The 20,535-nt window shown below is 65.6% G+C and carries 12 protein-coding genes; 5 read left to right on the plus strand and 7 right to left on the minus strand.

The features are described 5' to 3' along the window. Window positions 1-119: 119 nt before the first annotated feature. A complete protein-coding gene (putA, locus tag AR540_RS17815) occupies window positions 120-4,088 on the plus strand; it encodes a trifunctional transcriptional regulator/proline dehydrogenase/L-glutamate gamma-semialdehyde dehydrogenase (protein ID WP_059230561.1) in 3,969 nt (1,322 codons plus the stop codon). Between the two features lie 160 nt (window positions 4,089-4,248). Here putA and AR540_RS17820 read toward each other — a convergent pair whose 3' ends face one another. Further along, the gene (locus AR540_RS17820; protein ID WP_442963804.1) at window positions 4,249-6,591 is read right to left on the minus strand and encodes an FdhF/YdeP family oxidoreductase; all 2,343 of its coding nucleotides are present in this window, start codon (window positions 6,589-6,591) and stop codon (window positions 4,249-4,251) included. Window positions 6,592-6,667: 76 nt separating this feature from the next. Further along, window positions 6,668-7,135, minus strand: coding sequence for a tRNA (cytidine(34)-2'-O)-methyltransferase (locus AR540_RS17825; RefSeq protein WP_059230563.1), 468 nt, complete (start codon window positions 7,133-7,135; stop codon window positions 6,668-6,670). Window positions 7,136-7,207: 72 nt separating this feature from the next. Here AR540_RS17825 and AR540_RS17830 point away from each other — a divergent pair, with 72 nt between their 5' ends. Beyond that, entirely contained in the window at window positions 7,208-7,765 is a 558-nt protein-coding gene (locus tag AR540_RS17830) for a hypothetical protein (RefSeq protein WP_059230566.1), read from the plus strand. Between the two features lie 1,133 nt (window positions 7,766-8,898). On the opposite strand, the gene ntrC is transcribed toward AR540_RS17830, so the two are convergent. The 5 genes from ntrC to glnA all read right to left on the minus strand — a co-directional run bounded on the left by ntrC (window position 8,899) and on the right by glnA (window position 14,290). Next, complete coding sequence (gene ntrC / locus AR540_RS17835) at window positions 8,899-10,329, minus strand: nitrogen regulation protein NR(I) (RefSeq protein WP_059230568.1); 1,431 nt, start codon at window positions 10,327-10,329, stop codon at window positions 8,899-8,901. Window positions 10,330-10,341: 12 nt separating this feature from the next. Continuing rightward, complete coding sequence (gene glnL, locus AR540_RS17840; protein WP_059230570.1) at window positions 10,342-11,406, minus strand: nitrogen regulation protein NR(II); 1,065 nt, start codon at window positions 11,404-11,406, stop codon at window positions 10,342-10,344. Window positions 11,407-11,577: 171 nt separating this feature from the next. Next, window positions 11,578-12,213, minus strand: coding sequence for a DUF4124 domain-containing protein (locus AR540_RS17845; RefSeq protein WP_059230572.1), 636 nt, complete (start codon window positions 12,211-12,213; stop codon window positions 11,578-11,580). Next, window positions 12,213-12,731: a DUF4124 domain-containing protein gene (locus tag AR540_RS17850; protein ID WP_059230574.1), complete on the minus strand. Its 519-nt coding sequence runs from the start codon at window positions 12,729-12,731 to the stop codon at window positions 12,213-12,215. The genes AR540_RS17845 and AR540_RS17850 overlap by 1 nt, the downstream gene beginning before the upstream one ends. 152 nt (window positions 12,732-12,883) lie before the next feature. Beyond that, entirely contained in the window at window positions 12,884-14,290 is a 1,407-nt protein-coding gene (gene glnA, locus AR540_RS17855) for a glutamate--ammonia ligase (protein WP_007161312.1), read from the minus strand. A gap of 384 nt (window positions 14,291-14,674) precedes the next feature. On the opposite strand from glnA, the gene thiI reads away from it, so the two are divergent. From thiI to AR540_RS17870, 3 genes are all read left to right on the plus strand, one after another. Continuing rightward, complete coding sequence (thiI, locus tag AR540_RS17860; protein WP_059230577.1) at window positions 14,675-16,129, plus strand: tRNA uracil 4-sulfurtransferase ThiI; 1,455 nt, start codon at window positions 14,675-14,677, stop codon at window positions 16,127-16,129. 154 nt (window positions 16,130-16,283) lie between these two features. Then, a complete protein-coding gene (gene typA, locus AR540_RS17865) occupies window positions 16,284-18,101 on the plus strand; it encodes a translational GTPase TypA (protein WP_059230579.1) in 1,818 nt (605 codons plus the stop codon). Window positions 18,102-18,569: 468 nt separating this feature from the next. Further along, a complete protein-coding gene (locus AR540_RS17870; protein WP_059230582.1) occupies window positions 18,570-20,507 on the plus strand; it encodes an autotransporter domain-containing SGNH/GDSL hydrolase family protein in 1,938 nt (645 codons plus the stop codon). The last annotated feature ends 28 nt before the right edge of the window (window positions 20,508-20,535 follow it).

Raw genomic sequence — 20,535 nt, forward strand, 5'->3', positions numbered from 1 at the left:
GGCTGCTGGTGCAACCAGATCGACGGTAGAATCTGTCGGGTTGCACTTGGTTGCACTTTTCTGTCGGGCGGCGCTAAGCTGCGCCGAATTTCGACGCCTTCTTGCTTGAGGATCTGCGCATGGCCACCACCACCACCCTGGGCGTAAAGCTCGACGAAGCCACCCGCGATCGCCTCAAGGAAGCCGCGCGCCGTATCGACCGGACCCCGCACTGGTTGATCAAGCAGGCCATCTATACCTACCTGGAAACCCTGGAAAGCGGTGCGACCCTGGCCGATCTGCAGGGTATCGCCCAGCGCCTGGCCGAGGGTGACAACGAGGCTGTCGAGGCCCTGGCCGATCCGGTCTACCAGCCGTTCCTGGAATTCGCCGAGAGCATCCTGCCGCAGTCGGTGCTGCGTTCGGCCATCACCGCCGCCTATCGCCGCCCGGAAGAAGAGCTGCTGCCGTTGCTGCTGGAACAGGCACGCCTGCCCGCCGCCCAGGCCAAGGCCACCCATGAGCTGGCCCATCGCATCGCCGAGAAGCTACGCAACGCCAAGGGTGCAACCGGGCGCTCCGGAATGGTGCAGAGCCTGCTCCGCGAGTTCTCGCTGTCCTCCCAGGAAGGCGTGGCCCTGATGTGCCTGGCCGAAGCCCTGCTGCGCATCCCCGACAAGGGCACCCGCGATGCCCTGATCCGCGACAAGATCAGCACCGGCAACTGGCAGCCGCACCTGGGCAACAGTCCCTCGCTGTTCGTCAACGCCGCCACCTGGGGTCTGCTGCTGACCGGTCGCCTGGTGTCGACCCACAATGAAGCCGGCCTCACCAGCTCGCTCAACCGTCTCATCGGCAAGAGCGGCGAGCCGGTGATCCGCAAGGGCGTGGACATGGCCATGCGCCTGATGGGCGAGCAGTTCGTCACCGGTGAGACCATCGCCGAGGCCCTGGCCAACGCCAGCAAGTTCGAGGCGAAGGGCTTCCGCTACAGCTACGACATGCTCGGTGAAGCGGCCCTGACCGAGGCCGACGCCCGCCGCTACCTGGCCTCCTACGAGCAGGCCATCCACTCCATCGGCAAGGCATCCCACGGTCGCGGCATCTACGAAGGCCCGGGCATCTCCATCAAGCTCTCGGCCCTGCATCCGCGCTACAGCCGCGCCCAGTACGACCGGGTGATGAGCGAGCTCTATCCGCGCCTGCTGGAGCTGACCCTGCTGGCCAAGCGCTACGACATCGGCCTGAACATCGACGCCGAGGAAGCCGATCGCCTGGAGATTTCCCTGGACCTACTGGAGCGCCTGTCCTTCGAGCCGCAGCTGGCCGGCTGGAACGGCATCGGCTTCGTCATCCAGGCCTACCAGAAGCGCTGCCCGCTGGTGATCGACTACCTGATCGACCTGGCCAAGCGCAGCCGGCGCCGGCTGATGATCCGGCTGGTCAAGGGCGCCTACTGGGACAGCGAGATCAAGCGCGCCCAGGTGGAAGGCCTGGAGGGCTATCCGGTCTATACCCGCAAGGTCTACACCGACGTGGCCTACCTGGCCTGTGCCCGCAAGCTGCTGGCGGCGCCGGAATCCATCTACCCGCAATTCGCCACCCACAACGCCCACACCCTGGCGGCCATCTACCAGATGGGCGGGCAGAACTACTACCCGGGCCAGTACGAATTCCAGTGCCTGCACGGCATGGGCGAGCCGCTGTACGAGCAGGTGGTGGGCAGCGTCAAGGACGGCAAGCTGGCACGGCCGTGCCGCATCTATGCCCCGGTGGGCACCCACGAGACGCTGCTGGCCTACCTGGTGCGCCGGTTGCTGGAAAACGGCGCCAACACCTCCTTCGTCAACCGCATCGCCGACCACTCCATTTCCCTGGACGAGCTGGTGGCCGATCCGGTGGTGCAGATCGAGCAGCAATCCGCCAGCGAAGGCGCCATCGGCCTGCCGCATCCGCGCATTCCCCATCCCAGCACCCTGTATGGCGCCGAGCGGCGTAACTCCAGTGGCCTGGACCTCTCCAGCGAGCACCGCCTGGGTTCGCTGTCGGCCGCGCTGTTGGCCAGTGGCAACACCGCGTGGGAAGCTCGCCCGCTGCTGGGTCGCGCCAGCGAGCCGGCCATTCCGCAGCCGGTGCTCAATCCGGCCGATCGCCGTGATCGTGTCGGCCAGGTGAGCAACGCCACCCGCGTGGATGTCGACATCGCCCTGGAAGAGGCCCTGGCCGCCGCGCCCATCTGGCAATCCACCCCGCCCGAGCAGCGCGCCGCGGCCCTGGATCGCGCCGCCGAGCTGATGGAGGCGCAACTGCAGCCGCTGATGGGCCTGCTGGTGCGCGAAGCCGGCAAGACCTACGCCAACGCCATCGCCGAGGTGCGCGAAGCGGTGGACTTCCTGCGCTACTACGCCGCCCTGGTGCGCCGTGACTTCGCCAATGACAGCCACCGCCCGCTGGGTCCGGTGGTCTGCATCAGTCCCTGGAACTTCCCCCTGGCCATCTTCGCCGGCCAGATCGCCGCGGCCCTGGCTGCCGGCAACACCGTGCTGGCCAAGCCGGCCGAGCAGACCCCGCTGATCGCCGCCCAGGCCGTGCGCCTGCTGCTGGAGGCCGGCATCCCCGAAGGCGTGCTGCAACTGCTGCCGGGCGAGGGCGCCACCATCGGCGCTGCCCTGGTCAATGATGTGCGGGTCAAGGGCGTGATGTTCACCGGCTCCACCGAGGTGGCCCAGATCCTGGCGCGCAACATCGCCGGACGCCTGGACGCCCAGGGCCGGCCGATCCCGCTGATCGCCGAGACCGGTGGCCAGAACGCCATGATCGTCGACTCCTCGGCGCTGGCCGAGCAGGTGGTGACCGATGTGGTCGCCTCCGCCTTCGACAGTGCCGGCCAGCGCTGCTCGGCCCTGCGCGTGCTCTGCGTGCAGGACGACGTGGCCGACCGGGTGCTGGAGATGCTCAAGGGCGCCATGGCCGAATGCCGGCTGGGCAATCCGGAGAACCTGGCCATCGACATCGGCCCGGTGATCGACGGCGAGGCCAAGGCCACCATCGAGAAACACATCCAGACCCTCAAGGGCAAGGGCCGCCGGGTGCACCAGGGCGGTCGCGTGGAGGGCGATGCCATCCACCGCGGTACCTTCGTCCTGCCCACCCTGATCGAGCTGGAAAGCCTGGCCGAACTGGGTCGCGAGGTCTTCGGCCCGGTGCTGCACGTGGTGCGCTACGCCCGCAAGGACCTGGACAAGGTCATCGACCAGATCAACGCCACCGGCTACGGCCTGACCTTCGGCGTGCATACCCGCATCGACGAGACCATCGCCAAGGTGATCGAGCGTGCCCATGCCGGCAACCTCTACGTCAACCGGAACATGGTCGGCGCGGTGGTCGGGGTACAGCCCTTCGGTGGCGAAGGTCTCTCGGGTACCGGTCCCAAGGCCGGCGGCCCGCTGTACCTCTATCGCCTGCTCAGCACCCGCCCGGACGGTGATCCGGCCGTGGCTCTGGCCAAAGGCAGTGTCGGCGAGACCGAATGGCAGGTGCGCGAGGCCCTGCGCCAGCAGGCCGGCAATCCGCTCGCGGCGCTGCAGGACTGGGCCAAGCAGCAGGGGCTGGGCGAGCTGGAGCACGCCTGCGTCCGCTTCGCCGAGGAATCCCTGAGCGGCCTGACGCGCCTGCTGCCGGGCCCCACCGGCGAGCGCAACAGCTACAGCCTGCTGCCACGCAGCCGGGTGCTGTGCCTGGCGACGGACGAAGGCGACCTGTTGCTGCAACTGGCGGCGGTCATGGCGGTGGGCAGTACCGCCCTGGTCGAGGAAAGCCACAAGGCGATGCTGAATCGCCTCCCGCAAACGGTGAGGGCGCGAGTACAGGTGGCAGCCGACTGGCGCAAGGACGAGGTCGCCTTCGAGGCCGTACTGCACCATGGCGACTCCGACCAGCTGCGCCAGGTCTGCCAACAGGTGGCCAAGCGCAACGGCCCTATCGTCGGCGTCCAGGGCCTGGCCCGTGGCGAGACCGCCATTCCGCTGGAGCGCCTGCTCATTGAGCGCGCCCTGAGCGTGAATACCGCGGCGGCGGGCGGGAATGCGAGTCTGATGACCATTGGGTGAGGAACGGGGTGCCTCAGTGGGCACTCCGCGGTTCCTAGGGGATAGCCTCGTCAGTACAGAAAAAAGCCCAACGCCTCGGTGTTGGGCTTTGCTCTGGTGGGTCCTGTAGTGTGGACAAGGGCGCAGCCTTGTCCACGCCTGGCCTGATCAATCCTTAGCCCTAGACCCCATACCCCTCAGGCTCTACCGGAAAGCTGCCATCGTTCGCCGCGATCAGCTTGTTCAGGCGTACCGGGATCGCCTTGGCCGCCGGTACCTTGCTGCCTTCGGCATGGTGCCAGAGCGGGATCAGAGCGTTGCATTCCGGGTAGTAACCGCCGCAGGCGCCTTCCGGGATGTTGTAGGGCGTGACCCGCAGCGGTCCCACTTCGCGGCGTACGCCATCGTCGGCCACCGTCGCCACCTGCACCTTGTCGCCTTCGGCCAGGCCCAGGCGTTCGATGTCGTTGCGATTCATGAAGAGCACCGCACGGGTGCCCTTCACGCCGCGGAAACGATCGTGATAGCCATAGATGGTGGTGTTGAACTGGTCGTTGCTACGCAACGTCATCAGGGTGAGGACGTCACGCCCGCTCGCGGGCATGTCCGGGTCTTCTTCCAGGCTGCGTGGCACGATGAGATTGGCCTTGCCGGTCTCGGTCTTCCACTCGCGCTTGGCTGCCGGCAGCGGGCGATGGAAACCACCCACCTCCCACATCCTGGCATTGAAGTCGTGGAAGATCTCCGGGAAGGAGCGGGCGATCTCGTCGCGGATCAGCCCGTAGTCGGCTACCCAGGCATCCCAGGTGACCTGGGGATTGTCCGGCAGGGTGGCCTTGGCCAGCCCGGCGACGATGGCTGGCTCGGACAGCAACTCGCCCTCGGGCGGCTCGGCCGCGCCGCGCCAGCCGTGGATGCAGCCGGTGCTGTCCTCGGTGCTGTGAGCCTGTTCCACGCCGCGCTGGCGGTCGATCTCGGTACGACCCAGGCACGGCAGCAGATAGGCCTTGTCCGCCGGCACCAGGTGATTGCGGTTGAGCTTGGTGGCGATCTGCACCGACAGGCGCAGGGTACGCCAGGCCGGTTCCATCAGGCTGGTCTCGGGAATGGCGCGCAGGAAGTTGCCGCCCAGGCCGATGAAGGCCTTCACCGAGCCATCGAGGATGCCTTCACAGGCCTCCACGGTATTGCGGCCCTTGTCGCGCGGTGGGGTGAAGCCGAAACGTTCGCCGAGCTGATCGAGCGGCGCCAGCTCCGGCTTCTCGGTGATACCCACGGTACGCTGACCCTGGACGTTGGAGTGCCCGCGCACGGGGCAGATGCCGGCGCCCGGCTTGCCGATGTTGCCACGCAGCAGCAGCAGGTTGGCCAGCATCTGGATGGTTTCCACCCCATGGCGATGCTGGGTCAGGCCCATGCCATAGATGCCGATGACCTTCTGGGAGCGCCCATAGACCGCCGCGGCCGCTTCCAGGGCGCTGCGAGTCAGCCCCGACTGCCGCTCCAGCTGCGGCCACTCCTGGCGTTGCAGCCAGTCGCAGAAGTCGGCGAAGCCATGACAATGCTCGGCGATGAAGGCATGGTCGAGCACGGCCGGTTGGCCTTGCTCTCGGGCCTGGTCATCGGCGGCCAGCAGCGCCTTGCACATGCCGGTGAGGGCGGCAAGATCGCCACCCGGCTTGAGCTGATGGTACTGGGTGCTGATCTGGGTCGGGTGGTCGGTCAACATCTCCACCGGCGATTGCGGATTGACGAAGGTTTCCAGGCCACGTTCGCGCAGGGGATTGAAGGTGATGATGGGCGCGCCGCGCTTACGCGCCTCCTGCAGGTCGTGCAGCATCCGTGGGCTGTTGCTGCCCGGATTCTGACCGAAGAACAGCAGGCAGTCGGTTTGATCGAAATCGTTGAGGGTCACGGTGCCCACGGTCACGCCGATGCTTTTGGGCAGGGCCACCGAGGTGCTCTCGTGACACATGTTGGAGCTGTCCGGCAGGTTGTTGGTGCCGTACAGGCGGGCGTAGAGCTGATAGAGGTAGGAGGTCTCCAGCGCCGCCCGCCCCGAGGCGTAGAAGATCACCGAATCAGGATCCAGCGCCTTGAGTTCGGCGCCGATGTCGGCGAAGGCCTCGGCCCAGCTCACCGGACGATAGCGGTCGCTGGTGGCGTCGTAGCGTAGCGGGTGGGTGAGGCGGCCGACCTCTTCCAGGTCATAGTCGCGCCATCCACGCAACTCGCTGAGCGAATGCTGGGCGAAGAATTCCGGTCCGCATCTCTTGCTGGTGACTTCCCAGGCGGTGGCCTTGGCGCCGTTCTCGCAGAATTCCAGCGGATGGGGCTTGCCCGGCTTGGCCCAGGCGCAGCTGACGCAGGCGAAGCCACCGTGCTTGTTCTGCTTGGCCAGCAAGGCGCCGGATTTGAGCGGTACCCGCTCGCGCAAGACGATTTCGGTCACCGAGCGGGCCGAGCCCCAGCCCCCGGAAGGGGCGTCATAGCGTTCAACCCTGGGTTTGCCGATCTTGCTCATGGTGCGCCTCACATGACGGTCTGGCGATGTGCCTGTAGGTCATGGGACGACGCCTCTGGCAGGAAGGTTCTGGCCGTCAGCCCGGCGGTGCGGCGAAGCCCAGCTGGCGCCAGCCTTCGTAGACCGCCACCGCCACGGTGTTGGACAGATTGAGGCTGCGGCGATTGGGCAGCATGGGCAGGCGCAGCCGCTGTTCGGGTGGCAGTGACTCCAGTACCTCGGCGGGCAGCCCGCGACTTTCCGGCCCGAACAGCAGGGCATCGCCCGGTGCATAGACGATCTCGGTGAAGGGGTGGCTGGCCTTGGTGGTGAAGGCCAGCAGTCGGGGCGGCTGCAAATCTGCTATACAGGCCGCGAGGCTGGCATGGGTCCGCACGCTGGACCACTCGTGGTAGTCCAAGCCCGCGCGACGCAATTTCTTGTCGTCCAGCGCGAAGCCCAGCGGCTCGATCAGGTGCAGGCGGCAGCCGGTGATGGCGCACAGGCGAATGACGTTGCCGGTGTTGGGTGGAATTTCCGGTTGGTAGAGGATGATGTCGAACATGAAGGGCTGGGCGCCTGGCAAAGCGCCTATGGTACTGCGCCGTGGGCGTGCCGTCGCGAGCGGGGCGGGACGGTGAGTCTCTGGCGCCGGCTGGTCGACGGGCTGTTGCGCGAGCGGCGTGCCCGCCAGGAAGAACTCGCGCGGGTGGAAGATCCCGACCTGCTCAAGGCCGAATGGCGCGCCCAGCGCCAGCGGCTGGCCCTCTGGCTGGCCTCGGCGGCGCTGGGCGCCGGCCTGTTCGGCATGATCATCGGCCAGTTGGTGTACCAGCGCACCCATCCCGATCCCTGGTCGGCCGAGGCGCGCCGTCCGGTCATCCTGGGCGTGGACAGTCGCCAGGAAGCCGGCCGCTTCGAATTGCTCATCACCGCTGACCGCTCGCTGTTCTACGAACGCTATCGCCCCGACGGCGCCCTCAGCCTGCGCCTGCCGCGGGCGCGCTGGGACGGCGGCGACCGCCAGGGCCGGATCGCCCGAGCCGGGGGCAGTTTCTCCTGGACGGTCTGGCAGGAGGGACAGGACCTGCAGGTGCTGCTGGTGGGCGTCGGCGGCGGGCTGCAGGCCACTGATCGGCTGGTGGAGGAGGGCGAGGACTGGGTGCTCCACGTCGAGGTACGCCTGACGCCCTAAATGCCCCGTTATCAGGCAGGAGGGGCTCGTGATGCACCAGAGCTGAACGTGATCCTGCTTCTGCAGCCGGTCCTGAATTCAGGCGAAGTGGGGGCTCTGACCCAGGTTTCTGGCGGGAAATGGCTCTGGAAGGGGATTTCGGGCGTTTTTTAGGCAAAAAAAGAGGCCATCACACGGAGTGATGGCCTCGAGAATAAAAGAGGGGATTCCCCAGCCTGCCTGTACCGAGGTCCCCAAAAGGGTGGTTACCTAGGACATTGCAGGAGGTGTGCCAAGTTTTGGTTTGGGTGTTTTGGGGGGGCTTTGTTGCCTGGGTTGAGCGTTAGCGAAGCCCAACAATGTGGAAGTTGACAGTAGTGCCTTGGTTATTAGTGCCCAAGCTGCCTCTTGCGCTCTGCTGATGCCTCTGGTTTCGCCTGACCGGCGACTTACTTTTCTTTGCTTGTGCAAAGAAAAGTAAGCAAAAGAAAGCACACCCCACGTTTCGGCCCTTCGCTACGCTCCGGGTCCCCTCGCTCCGGCGCCGCTCCGGAGGCACGGCACGAAGGGGCTTCCTGCCCCTCGCGCCTTGCTCGGCGTCCTGCCTCGCATCCCCCTCCACGACACCTGCACTCGGCCTCACTGACGGGGACGGGGCGCCAGCCTGAGAGTTCGGAGTTCAGGGGGCGTAGCGTGGAAGACCGCGCAGCGTTTCCACTGTTGGGCATCGACACCATCAGTGGACAAGGCTTCGCCCTTGTCCACGCTACGAGTCGCTTCCGTTTCTTCAACCAACACTTTCAGTCTGGCGAGTCGCCCCGTTCAGGAGGGAGAACGCCAGGGGCGTGGAGTGGGTCGAGCCGCATGGATGCGGCGAGAGGCCTAACGGGCCATGGACGGCCCGTGTAGGTCGACCCCGGAACGGCGCTGGTGTGAGCGAACCCGGAGCGCAGCGGAGGGCCGGATGGTCGGGGCAAGCGTTTTTGCTTACTTTTTTCGCGACTGAAAAAAGTGAGTCGCCCGAGTGGGCGAAACAAGAGCTACAAGCAGACCACGATAAACAGCTAGGGCAACGATAAACCAAGGCACTACTGTCAACCTCCACATTGGGCTTCGCTATTGCTCAGCCCAACCTACGGCACCGTAGAGAACCCTCAGTCCTCCCCCTCCTCATCCGGCCCATCCACCTTCATGCCCAACTCCTTGATCTTGCGGGTCAGGGTGTTACGTCCCCAACCCAGCAGGACGGCGGCATCGCGGCGGCGGCCAGCGGTGTGCTTGAGGGCGGTCTCGATCATGATGCGTTCGAAGGCCGGCACGGCATTGTCCAGCAGGCTGGACTGGCCACGGGTGAGGGCCTGGTCGGCCCACTGGCGCAGGGCTTGTTCCCAGTTGGCGGCGGGGGCGGCATCCTGGGGCTGGTTGAGCAGCTCCGGCGGCAGGTCGTCGATCAGCACCTCGCGGCTGGAGGCCATCACCGTGATCCAGCGGCAGGTGTTCTCCAGCTGGCGCACGTTGCCCTGCCAGGGCAGGCCCTTCATATACTCCTCGGTCTCGCCGCGCAGGGTCTTGGGCTCCACGGCCAGTTCCTGGGCCGCGCGTGCCAGGAAGTGGCGGGCGAGGGCGGGGATGTCCTCGCGGCGGTCGGCCAGGCGCGGGATGTGGATGCGGATGACGTTCAGGCGGTGGAACAGGTCCTCGCGGAACTTGCCTTCGCGCACCAGGCCTTCGAGATTCTGGTGGGTAGCGGCGATGATGCGCACGTCCACCTTGACCGGGGTGTGGCCACCGACGCGATAGAATTCGCCATCGGCCAGCACCCGCAGCAGGCGGGTCTGGGTGTCGGCCGGCATGTCGCCGATCTCGTCGAGGAACAGGGTGCCGCCATCGGCCTGCTCGAAGCGACCACGGCGCTGGGCGGCGGCGCCGGTGAAGGCACCTTTCTCATGACCGAACAGCTCGGACTCCATCAGGTCCTTGGGGATGGCGGCCATGTTCAGGGCGATGAAGGGCGCAGCGGCGCGCGGGCTGTGACGGTGCAGGGCGTGGGCGACCAGCTCCTTGCCGGTGCCGGATTCACCGTTGATCAGCACCGTGATGTTGGAGTGCGAGAGGCGGCCGATGGCGCGGAACACCTCCTGCATCGCCGGCGCTTCGCCGATGATCTCGGGGGTGCGGGTCAGGTGCGCCGGCTCGGCGAAGCCCTGTTGCTCCTGGGCATGCTGCCCGGCGCGCTTGACCAGGGCCACGGCCTCGTCGACGTCGAAGGGCTTGGGCAGGTACTCGAAGGCGCCGCCTTGGTAGGAGGCCACGGCGCTGTCCAGGTCGGAATGGGCGGTCATGATGATGACCGGCAGGCGCGGATGCATCTCGCGGATGCGCGACAGCAGGTCCAGACCGCTGGTGCCCGGCATGCGGATGTCCGAGATCACCACGTCCGGCTGCTGGCGCCCGAGGCGGGTCATGACGCTGTCGGCGCTGTCGAAGGCGACGGTGGTCATGCCTTCCTGTTGCAAGGCTTTTTCCAGGACCCAGCGGATGGAACGGTCGTCGTCGACGATCCAGACGGTCTCCGAACGGCTCATGCGTGCTCCTCTCTATTCCAGCGGCAGGAAGATGCTGAAGGCGGTGTGGCCCGGATGGCTTTCACACTCGATCAGCCCCTGGTGCTGGGTGATGATGTTCTGGGTAATGGCGAGTCCCAGGCCGGTGCCGTCGGGGCGACCGCTGACCATGGGATAGAAGATGGTTTCCTGCAGGTCCGGGGGGATGCCCGGACCGTTGTCGGTGATCTCCACCTTGCACACCAGGCGATGGCGATGGTGGCCGATGGTGAACTGGCGCAGGGTACGAGTTCTCAAGGTGACACGGCCCAGACGCAATTCGTTCTGCTGGGAGATGGCCTGCATGGCGTTGCGCACGATGTTGAGCACCGCCTGGATCATCTGCTCGCGATCGATCGTCAGGTCGGGAATGCTCGGATCGTAGTCGCGCACCAGGTTGATCAGCCCCTGGCTCTCCGCTTCCACCAGGCTGCAGACCCGCTCGAGCACCTCGTGCACGTTGGTGATGGCCAGTTTCGGCAGCTTGTTGGAGCCGAGCATGCGGTCGACCAGATTTCGCAGTCGGTCGGCTTCCTCGATGATGACGTTGGTGTAGTCCTTGAGCGCTTCTTCCGGCAGCTCCCGGGCCAGCAACTGGGCCGCGCCACGGATGCCACCGAGGGGGTTCTTGATCTCGTGGGCCAGGCCGCGCACCAGCAATTTGGTGGTTTCCTGCTTGGAAAGTTGCGCCTCTTCCTTGGTGATGCGCAGCAGCCGGTCACGCGGATGGACTTCCAGCAGCAGCAGGGTGTTGTGCCGGTCCAGGATGGGCGTCACCGCATAGTCCACCGTGAGGCTGTTGCCCGAGGTGGAGACCAGCAGCGCCTCGCGCTTGGTGAAGGGATGGGCATGGTCCACCGCCTGGCGCAGCGCCTGCAGGGCTTCGGGCGATTCGGTGAAGAGTTCGCTGATGAACTGGCCGTGACTGCGCTGACCACTGATGGCGAGCAGCATCTCCGCGGCCGGGTTCATGTACTCCAGCCGCAACTCCGCATCCAGCAGGATGACCGCGGTCGTGAGGTTGTCGAGCAGGAGCCGGTGGATGACGTCGGTAGGCATGGGAGGCCACAGCGCTATAGGGACGATAGGAAAATGCAAGAAGCAAACCAAGACGCCCCGAGTTAGGGCAGATAGCTGTAACGTGCACTAACAGCCGCCGCCGGGCTCGACGGCTCGGCTAGGATTTGTATCAAGATGGTGCGGCGCTAAAAAACGCACCAAGGTGGTGCCCTACAGAAAGGGTAGCCAGGATTTCTTGGCTTCGGGCGGTTTCATGTCCAGTGGACACTCTGGACGCTTGCCCCAGTCGCCCTGGATACAGGGATGCGCCCGGCGCTTCTGCTCCAGGGAGGGGCGGCGCAGATGGAAGGGCTGGGCCGGCGTACGCTCCAGTACGGTACCGTCGGCCGCGAGGATCTCCGCCACCAGCTGGTGGGTGCCGCGGTCCAGGCCGCCCAGTGGGAATACCGGGCTGCGACCAGCCCCGGCCTCCTTGTCGTCCAGCAGCAGGCGATAGCTGTGGCCCGGCTGCAGCTCCGGCTCGCTGACCAGGCTGACGATGAGCTGGCCCTCCTGGTCGATCACGGTGGCATCGGGCTCGGGCACCAGGATGCGCAGCATCTGGTAGCGGAAGGGCGCTGCCTTGGGTGTCTGCACCGGCGGGGTGCTCGGCGTCGGGCTCAGTTTGCGGCTCGGCTGGCCCTGCTGGTTGAGATTGTTGGTGGTCGTCACCGGGACCTTGGTGGCCTTCACGCCCTTGGGGGGCTGATCGGTGTAGACGCGATTGCCATCCTTGTCGACGTAGCTGTAGACCGCCGCCTGGGCGGGAAGCAGGACGCAGAGCAGCAGGGCCGGGAGCAGACGCATCAGCGGGCAGGACTGTTGACGCTGATGCGCTGCACGGTGACGGTCTTCTCGGCGCTGGTCTGGATCACCTCGCCCGTGCTCGAGAGCACCTGGGCCGCGAAGCGATGCTCGCCGCGCTCCAGGTTGGTCACGCCGAACCTCGTGCTCTGGCCAGGGCTGCCATAGGGCGCGCCATCCACCAGCAACTGCAGGCTCTGGCCCGGGCCCAGGGCCGGCTCCACGGAGACCCCTACCGAGAAGGTACCGTTGTTGGCGCGGATGGCCTCGTCGTCGGGCACATTGACCTCCAGCCGGTTGAAGGCCGGGCCGGCAGGTGTCGGAGCCGCAGGTGCAGTCGGCACGCTGGGGGCAGGGCGGGGGTTGCCGACGGTGTTGGTGGGCGCCACCTGCACCGGTTGGGCATTGGCCGAGGGCTGGTCGCTGAACACCGTGTTGCCTTCGGCATCGACCGACTTGTAGATCGCCGCCTGGGCAGAGCAGGCGAGGCAGAGCAGACAGCAGGCGAGCAGGCGAGGCATGGCGGAATCTCGGCCGGGCAATGATAGGCAAGGGTAGCAGGCACGTGGCTGGCTCCGGTAGGCGGCGATGGCCTGCCGATCACGCTGCCACCTGTTGGTGCGCAATGAAAAAGGCCTCCCGAAGGAGGCCTCTTGGCGTTACCGCAGCGGGATCAGACGCTGTAGTACAGGTCGTATTCCAGCGGGTGCACGAAGGTACGGACCTTGATCTCTTCCTCGGACTTCAGCTCGATGTAGGCATCGATGAACTCGTCGGTGAAGACGCCGCCCTTGGTCAGGAACGCACGGCCGGCGTCCAGGGCTTCCAGGGCTTCCTTCAGGCTGCCGCAGACCTGCGGGATCTTCTTGCCTTCTTCCGGCGGCAGATCGTACAGGTTCTTGTCGGCGGCATCGCCGGGGTGAATCTTGTTCTGGATGCCGTCCAGGCCGGCCATCAGCAGGGCGGCGAAGCACAGGTAGGGGTTGGCAGCCGGATCCGGGAAGCGGGCTTCGATGCGGCGGGCCTTCGGGCTCGACACATAGGGGATACGGATGGAAGCGGAACGGTTACGGGCCGAGTAGGCCAGCATGACCGGGGCTTCGAAGCCGGGCACCAGACGCTTGTAGCTGTTGGTGGACGGGTTGGTGAAGCCGTTCAGCGCCTTGCCGTGCTTGATGATGCCGCCGATGAAGTACAGGGCGGTATCGGACAGGCCGGCATAGCCTTCGCCGGCGAAGGTGTTCTTGCCATCCTTGGAGATGGACATGTGCACGTGCATGCCGGAGCCGTTGTCGCCGTACAGGGGCTTGGGCATGAAGGTGGCGGTCTTGCCGTAGGCGTCGGCCACGTTGTGCACGACGTACTTCAGGGTCTGGGTCTCGTCGGCCTTCTTGACCAGGGTGTTGAACTGCACACCGATCTCGTTCTGGCCAGCGGTCGCCACTTCGTGGTGGTGGACTTCCACGACCAGGCCCATCTCTTCCAGGGCGTTGCACATGGCGGTACGGATTTCGTGGTCGTGATCGACCGGCGGAACCGGGAAGTAGCCGCCCTTGACGCCCGGACGGTGGCCCTTGTTGCCGCTTTCGAAGTCGGCGTCGGTGTTCCAGGACGCCTGCTCGGAGAAGATCTTGAACATGGAGCCGGAGATGTCCGACTTGAACTTCACTTCGTCGAAGATGAAGAACTCGGGCTCCGGGCCGACGAACACGGTGTCGCCGATGCCGGTGGACTTCAGGTACTCCTCGGCGGCCTTGGCGATACCACGGGGGTCGCGCTCGTAGGGCTGCATGGTGGAGGGTTCGATGATGTCGCAGACCAGGATCAGGGTCGGCTCTTCGGTGAAGGGGTCCAGGACGGCGGTGCTGTCGTCGGGCAGCAGGATCATGTCGGAGGCTTCGATGCCTTTCCAGCCGGCGATGGAGGAGCCGTCGAACATCTTGCCGTGGGCGAAGAAGTCTTCGTCCAGCGCGTCACGCGCCGGCATGGTGACGTGTTGCTGCTTGCCTTTGGTGTCGGTGAAGCGCAGGTCTACCCACTTCACGTCGTTTTCTTTGATCAGTTGAACAGCCTTCGACATGGTTTCCTCCAGAGGAATTTCGGCCGGGAGCGGTTGGCGGTACTCCCGGTATCAGCTGTGCCCTTGAGGGGCGCTTCCGTACTGCCTGTCGGCGACCGGCGTTCCACGAAAAGCGCCCTATGCTGGCCCAGGGGCGGCTGCCTCACAAGAGAGCAAGTAGTATGCCAGTGCCCCTAAATGGGCTGGAGTGCGCTTCTGGCGTCTCCAGCGCCGCTTTCAGGCCTGTCGATGTCGGATGCATGCACTTTTTTGGTGCTTAAAATTGTCATATCGCACCTAAATAGGGCTTTGATGGATTTTGTCGGCCGAATTCGAGTGCGAGGCCATTTTCAGGTATGATCTTGGCCCTTTTCTTTCGCGTTACCCGCCTGCCGTCTCCCGCTCATGAAGCTCATCATCAAGGTCTTTCCGGAAATCACCATCAAGAGTCGCCCGGTGCGCAAGAATTTCATTCGCCAGCTGGTGAAGAACATTCGTGTCGTGCTGCGCGATCTGGATCCGGACGTCCTGGTCGATGGCATCTGGGACAACGTCACCCTGGAAACCGCGGTCAGCGAGCCGCGTGCGCTGGCGGAGATGAAGCAGCGCCTGGCCTGCACCCCCGGCATCGGCCAGTTCCTCGAGGTGCACGAGTATCCGCTGGGCGACTTCGAGACCATCCTCGCCCTGTGCGAACGCCATTTCGGCGAGCGGGTGCGCGGCAAGGTGTTCTCGGTACGCTGCAAGCGCGCCGGCAAGCACGACTTCTCCTCCATGGACGTGGAGCGCTATGTCGGCGGCGGTCTGCGCGAGCGCTGTGGCGGCGCCGGCATCGCCCTGAAGAATCCCGAGGTGAGCGTCCGCCTGGAGATCCGCGACCAGCGGTTGTTCATCATCGACGAGCACCACGAAGGGCTGGGCGGCTATCCGCTGGGCGCCCTGGAGCAGGTGCTGGTGCTGATGTCCGGTGGCTTCGATTCCACCGTCGCCGCCTACCAGATGATGAGGCGCGGCATGGTCAGCCACTTCTGCTTCTTCAATCTCGGCGGCCGTGCCCATGAATTGGGCGTGATGGAAGTGGCGCACTATCTGTGGGAGAAATTCGGGCGCTCCCAGCGCGTGCTGTTCATCAGCGTGCCCTTCGAGGAAGTAGTGGGGCAGATCCTCACCCAGTGCGACGACAGCCACATGGGCGTGATCCTCAAGCGCATGATGCTGCGCGCGGCCAGCCGTATCGCCGAGCAGCTGCAGATCGAGGCGCTGGTGACCGGCGAGGCCGTCTCCCAGGTCTCCAGCCAGACGCTGACCAACCTGGCGGTGATCGACAAGGCCACCGACACCCTGGTGCTGCGTCCGCTGCTGGCCAGTCACAAACAGGACATCATCGACACCGCCCAGCGCATCGGCACCGCCGACTTCGCCAAGCACATGCCCGAGTACTGCGGCATCATCTCGGTGAATCCCACCACCAAGGCCAAGGGCTTCCGGGTGGAGCACGAGGAAGGCAAGTTCGACCTGGCGGTGCTCGACGCCGCCCTGGAGCGCGCCCGCTTCATCACCGTCGACAAGGTGATCGAGGAGCTGGGCAAGGACGTGCAGGTGGAAGAGCTGGCACAGCCCTTGCCAGGGCAGATCGTGGTGGACATTCGCCATCCCGACGTCCAGGAAGAGGCGCCGCTGGAACTGCCCGGTATCGAGGTGCAGGCCATGCCGTTCTTCGCCCTGAACAGCCGTTTCAAGGAACTGGACGAGAGCCGCCAGTACCTTCTCTATTGCGACCGCGGAGTGATGAGCCGGCTGCATGCTCATCACCTGCTCACCGAAGGGCACGCCAATGTGCGCGTTTATCGTCCGGCCTAAGCAGCCGGGCCTGCTGGGTGGCAGTATCCGCCACCGCCCTCCCGACTCCTTCTAGCGCTCGGCGCCACGCCGGGCGCCGCGTTCGCGCCTTTGCAATCTCCGGCTGTCAGCCTGGTGGCTGAAGCTCCTTCATTTCTATACCGAGAACACCACTGTGATCGAGAATCTACGCAACATCGCCATCATCGCGCACGTCGACCATGGCAAGACCACCCTCGTCGACAAGCTGCTGCGCCTGTCCGGCACCCTGGACCGCAAAGAAGCGGAAAACGAGCGGGTGATGGACAGCAATGACCAGGAAAAGGAACGTGGCATCACCATCCTGGCCAAGAACACCGCGCTGAAGTGGGGCGACTACAACATCAACATCGTCGACACCCCCGGCCACGCCGACTTCGGTGGCGAGGTGGAGCGGGTGATGTCCATGGTCGACTCCGTGCTGCTGGTGGTCGACGCCCAGGACGGCCCCATGCCGCAGACCCGCTTCGTGACCCAGAAGGCCTTCAAGGCCGGCCTGCGTCCGATCGTGGTGGTGAACAAGATCGACCGTCCCGGCGCGCGTCCGGACTGGGTCATCGACCAGATCTTCGACCTGTTCGACAACCTCGGCGCCACCGATGAGCAGCTGGACTTCCCGATCGTCTACGCCAGCGCCCTGAACGGCATCGCAGGGCTCGACCACGAGAAGATGGACGACAACATGGATGCCCTGTTCCAGGCCATCGTCGACCACGTACCGGCGCCCCAGGTCGATCTGGACGGTCCCTTCCAGATGCAGATCTCCCAGCTGGACTACAACAGCTTCCTGGGCGTGATCGGCATCGGCCGCATCGCTCGTGGCCGCATCAAGGCCAACACCCCGGTGGTGGCCATCAGCGACGACGGCACCAAGCGCAACGGTCGTATCCTCAAGATCATGGGTCACTCCGGCCTGCAGCGCGTGGAAGTGGCCGAAGCCGAAGCCGGCGACATCGTCTGCGTCTCGGGCATGGACGAGCTGTTCATCTCCGACACCCTGTGCGATCCGCAGAACGTCGAAGCCCGTCCGCCGCTGACCGTCGACCAGCCCACCGTGAGCATGACCTTCCAGGTCAACGACTCGCCGTTCGCCGGTCGTGAAGGCAAGTTCGTCACCAGCCGCAACATCAAGGACCGGCTGGAGAAGGAACTGCTGCACAACGTGGCCCTGCGCGTCGAGCCGGGCGAGTCCGCCGAGAAGTTCAAGGTCTCCGGTCGTGGCGAGCTGCACCTGTCGGTACTGATCGAGAACATGCGCCGCGAAGGCTTCGAGATGGCCGTGGGCCGTCCGGAAGTGGTGATCATCGAGAAGGACGGCGAGAAGCAGGAGCCCTACGAGAACGTCACCATCGACATCGAAGAGCAGCACCAGGGCTCGGTGATGGAGCAGATGGGTCTGCGCAAGGGCGATCTGACCAACATGATCCCCGACGGCAAGGGCCGTATCCGCCTGGAATACACCATCCCGGCGCGGGGCCTGATCGGCTTCCGGAACAACTTCCTGACCCTGACCTCGGGCAGCGGCATCCTGACCTCGACCTTCAGCCACTACGGCCCGATCAAGGCCGGTGAAGTGAGCAACCGTCAGAACGGCGTGCTGGTGTCCATGGCCACCGGTACCGCCCTGACCTACTCGCTGGAAACCCTGCAGAGCCGCGGCAAGCTGTTCCTGGCCCCGGGCGACGAGATCTACGAAGGCCAGCTGTGCGGCATCAACAGCCGTGACAACGACCTGGTGCTCAACCCCACCAAGGGCAAGAAGCTGGACAACATGCGCGCCTCGGGCAAGGACGAAGTCATCGCCCTGGTGCCGCCGATCAAGTTCACCCTCGAGCAGGCGCTGGAATTCATCGCCGACGACGAGCTGGTGGAAGTGACGCCCAAGTCCATCCGTCTGCGCAAGAAGTACCTGAACGAGAACGACCGCAAGCGCTTCGAGCGTTCCAAGGTCTGATTTCACTCAGGTCAAGCAGGAAAGCGCCTTCGGGCGCTTTTTTGTTGCCCGCGTGCCGCAGTCGACAGCGTCTTTATCGCGGCCCTGGTGGTCTGCCGATGCGGTCGCATCCCACGGATGCATGCTATACGTGTAGGAGCAACCGCCTCTATCGCGGCCATGGGCCGCTCCTACAGGTTCGATGTAATTGTAGGAGCGGTCGCTACGGCGCACCGGCATGGCCGCGATGAAAGACGGTGTTCGGTAGCAGCTGTGTTTAGCGGGCGTTCCCTCACCCCAGCCCTCTCCCAGGGGAGAGGGGGTAAAGCGGCCCTGTTGCCGCGATAGCCGCTCTGGGGTTGGCCTTGCAGCACTGCCATGAGCATCACGCTCTTTTTGCGCACGACGAGATACAGCGTCATAAAAACCGTCTAGCGTGAGGCTACGCGTTCTGACGCGTGCCCCAATAACAACAATCAAGGTGTAGGCATGACGCTTTCTCCCAAGCAACGCCTGCCGCTGGCCATCGCCCTGGCGATGGCCCAGGCGGCAACCGCCCAGGCGGCTCCCAATCCCTACAGTGGCTTCACCGTGTTCGGCGACAGCCTGCTGGATGCCGGGCAATTTCCCGACACCGGGGTCAACGGTGCCAGTCTCAGATTCACCAATAGGGTCGGCCCTAGCTACAGCCCTGCGAATGGGGCGGTGACCGGCCCGGTGTCTTCGATCCTGCTCGGCCAGCAGCTGGGCTTCGATGCTCGCACCCTGGATGCCTCGACCTCGGTGATCAACCGCTTGCTGGGCCTGAGCGATGGCGACAACTGGGCCACGGGCGGTTACACCACGGCGCAGATCCGCGATTCGATCACCGCGGCCAACGGCTCGGTGGTGGCGGCCAACGGCCTGACCCTGCGCACGCGCGACGGCTATCTGCCGAGCCTGGCCAGCCAGGGCCTGAGCCTGGATCCCAACACCCTGTTCTATATCAGCGGCGGTGGTAACGACTTCCTCCAGGGGCTGATCACCTCGCCGGCCACCGCGGCGGCGGCGGCCAATCGCCTGGGTGATGGCGTCGCCGCCCTGCAACAGGCCGGCGCTCGCTACCTGGTGGTCTGGCTGCTGCCCGACATCGGCCAGACCCCGGCCCTGGCCGGTTCGCCGCAGCAGGCAGCCACCTCGGCGTTGAGCCGGGTCTACAACCAGGCCCTGGTCACGCGCCTGGCCGGTATCGATGCCGAGATCATCGGTCTCAACGTGCCGCAGCTGCTCGCCGAGGTGGTGGCAGACCCGGCACGCTATGGCCTGGCGACCGAGCAGAATCTCACCGGCACCTGCTTCAGCGGCGACAGCTGTGCGCGCAACACCACCTATGGCCTGGGGGCGGCCGCGGCCGATCCGAGCAAGCTGCTGTTCAACGACCGGGTCCATCCGACCATCACCGGCCAACGGCTGATCGCCGACTACGCCTATTCGCTGCTGGCGGCGCCCTGGGAAGTGACCCTGCTGCCGGAGATGGCCCAATCCACGCTGAGGGCGCATCAGGATGGCCTGCACCAGCGCTGGTTGGGCGACTGGCATGCCTGGCAGCCGCTGGGACGCTGGCAGGGCTACGTGGATACCAGCGGGCGGCGGCTGGACGTCGACGACCAGCACAGCACCGCGGGTGGCGACGGCAACGGCTACAGCCTGGACCTGGGCGGCAGCTACCGGCTCAGTGAGCAATGGCGGATCGGCGTGGCGGCCGGGGTGGCGCGCCAGCACCTGGAAGCCGGTGCGGCCGATTCCGACTATCGCCTCAACAGCTACCTGCTCAGCGCCTTCGCCCAGTACCAGGGCGAGCGGCTGTGGGGCGATCTCACCGCCACCGGCGGCCGACTGGACTACGATGACCTGCGTCGCCGCTTCGCCCTTGGTCCGACCGTGCGCAGCGAGCAGGGTGACACCGACGGCGATCTGCGCGCCCTCTCGGCGCGCCTCGGCTACGACCTCGCGGCGGCCAGCAGTCCCTGGCACTTGAGCCCCTACCTGAGCGCCGACTACGCCCGGGTCCAGGTGGACGGCTATCGCGAGCGCGGCAGCGATGCCACGGCGCTGGAATTCGACGACCAGTCGAGCACCTCGCGGCGACTGGGGCTGGGTCTGCAGGGGCGCTGGCAACTCGCACCGGCCACGGCGTTGTTCGCCGACCTGGGTCGCGAGCGGGAATTTGCCGACGGCACCCGCGATGTGACCATGCGCCTGAACAGCGTGCCGGGTCTGGACTACACCCTGGACGGCTACCAGCCCGACAGCGACCGTACCCGCCTGAGTCTGGGCGTGGTCCAGCGGCTGACGCCGGAACTGACCCTGCGCGGTGGCTACAGCTATGCCGGCGCGGGGGATGCCCATCAGCAGGGGGTGGGCCTGGGCCTATCGCTGGACTTCTAAGCGCGGTTCAACCCTCGGATGGCCCACT

Origin of the sequence: Pseudomonas sp. EpS/L25, assembly GCF_001512295.1 — a bacterium.
In the GTDB taxonomy this organism is placed as follows: Bacteria; Pseudomonadota; Gammaproteobacteria; order Pseudomonadales; family Pseudomonadaceae; genus Chryseomonas.

Coding starts and splice junctions, on each gene's coding strand:
- ntrC (WP_059230568.1), bottom strand. CDS start 10,329: ATGAGCCGTTCGGAGACCGTCTGGATCGTCGACGACGACCGTTCCATC.
- AR540_RS17825 (WP_059230563.1), bottom strand. CDS start 7,135: ATGTTCGACATCATCCTCTACCAACCGGAAATTCCACCCAACACCGGC.
- glnL (WP_059230570.1), bottom strand. CDS start 11,406: ATGCCTACCGACGTCATCCACCGGCTCCTGCTCGACAACCTCACGACC.
- glnA (WP_007161312.1), bottom strand. CDS start 14,290: ATGTCGAAGGCTGTTCAACTGATCAAAGAAAACGACGTGAAGTGGGTA.
- AR540_RS17845 (WP_059230572.1), bottom strand. CDS start 12,213: ATGCGTCTGCTCCCGGCCCTGCTGCTCTGCGTCCTGCTTCCCGCCCAG.
- thiI (WP_059230577.1), top strand. CDS start 14,675: ATGAAGCTCATCATCAAGGTCTTTCCGGAAATCACCATCAAGAGTCGC.
- AR540_RS17870 (WP_059230582.1), top strand. CDS start 18,570: ATGACGCTTTCTCCCAAGCAACGCCTGCCGCTGGCCATCGCCCTGGCG.
- AR540_RS17850 (WP_059230574.1), bottom strand. CDS start 12,731: ATGCCTCGCCTGCTCGCCTGCTGTCTGCTCTGCCTCGCCTGCTCTGCC.
- AR540_RS17820 (WP_442963804.1), bottom strand. CDS start 6,591: ATGAGCAAGATCGGCAAACCCAGGGTTGAACGCTATGACGCCCCTTCC.
- putA (WP_059230561.1), top strand. CDS start 120: ATGGCCACCACCACCACCCTGGGCGTAAAGCTCGACGAAGCCACCCGC.